The organism is Microbacterium testaceum (assembly GCF_003075375.1).
Lineage (GTDB): Bacteria > Actinomycetota > Actinomycetes > Actinomycetales > Microbacteriaceae > Microbacterium > Microbacterium testaceum_E.
The window spans coordinates 1-790 of sequence record NZ_QDFT01000105.1 but is presented as its reverse complement, the minus strand read 5'-3'; the positions used below and the strand labels follow the sequence as shown (position 1 = coordinate 790).

The 790-nt window shown below is 63.9% G+C and carries 1 pseudogene; it reads right to left on the bottom strand.

Going from position 1 to position 790, the window contains the following annotated elements:
• Window positions 1–494: 494 nt before the first annotated feature.
• A pseudogene (locus DC432_RS16675) lies at window positions 495–790 on the bottom strand (NAD(P)/FAD-dependent oxidoreductase); the annotation flags it as partial.

Sequence of the window (790 nt, the reverse complement as noted above, 5' to 3'; positions counted from 1 at the left end):
CCCGTCTGCAAGCGCGGTCAGGGCAACGGCCTTGCTGAACTGATCTATTAACACCGCGGCCGCTGCCACTATGCAGGCGATGGCGAACGGTCGCGTTTTTTCAGCGGTCACTCTCTTGGCTCCTCCGGAGATGGCGGGTTCGCCGCGCCGTGATGAGGAGCATGACGAACGCGCTGCCGAGAATGAGCGCCACTACGGAAAGTCCCATTACGGGGGCGGTCTCGCCGCCACCGGTGGGCACTCCGCGACCGTCCGCGCGGGGGGTCGCGGTGAAGTGAGGGTGGGTCTGATGGGCGGGCGATGGAGTCTCGGAGCTCGCGACGGTGGCCTTTAAGGTGGCCGAGCTCAGCGCGGTCGCAACGACGGCAGCGGTTGGTGTGGCGGGTCCTGCAACGATGAAGGCGGCGCTAAGAGCGACGGTGGTGCACAGCACCAACAGGACTTTCGATACCTGATGGCGAAATGTGGATGCGAGGAAGAGTTTCATTGATCTTTCAGGGTCGGGCGTGGATGAGACGGGCAATACGAGTCGCGTCCGCCCACGCCCCGGGGAGGGTGTTGGCTTTGGCGTGGCTGTGGGTGGGAATTCCGGCGACGAACAGACCAGGAAGCGCCGTCGAGGTGCGGATGCGTCGCTGAGGTTGCGGGAAAGTGGGTAGCCACTCGTCGCCCGCTTCGTACCCGGTGGCGAAGATGACTGACTGGTACGTCTGCCTGGACCCGTCTGAGAAGGTGAACTCGTCTCCGCGAWCTCCTGTTGTCTCGGTCTGGATGTGAACCCCTTTGCCAC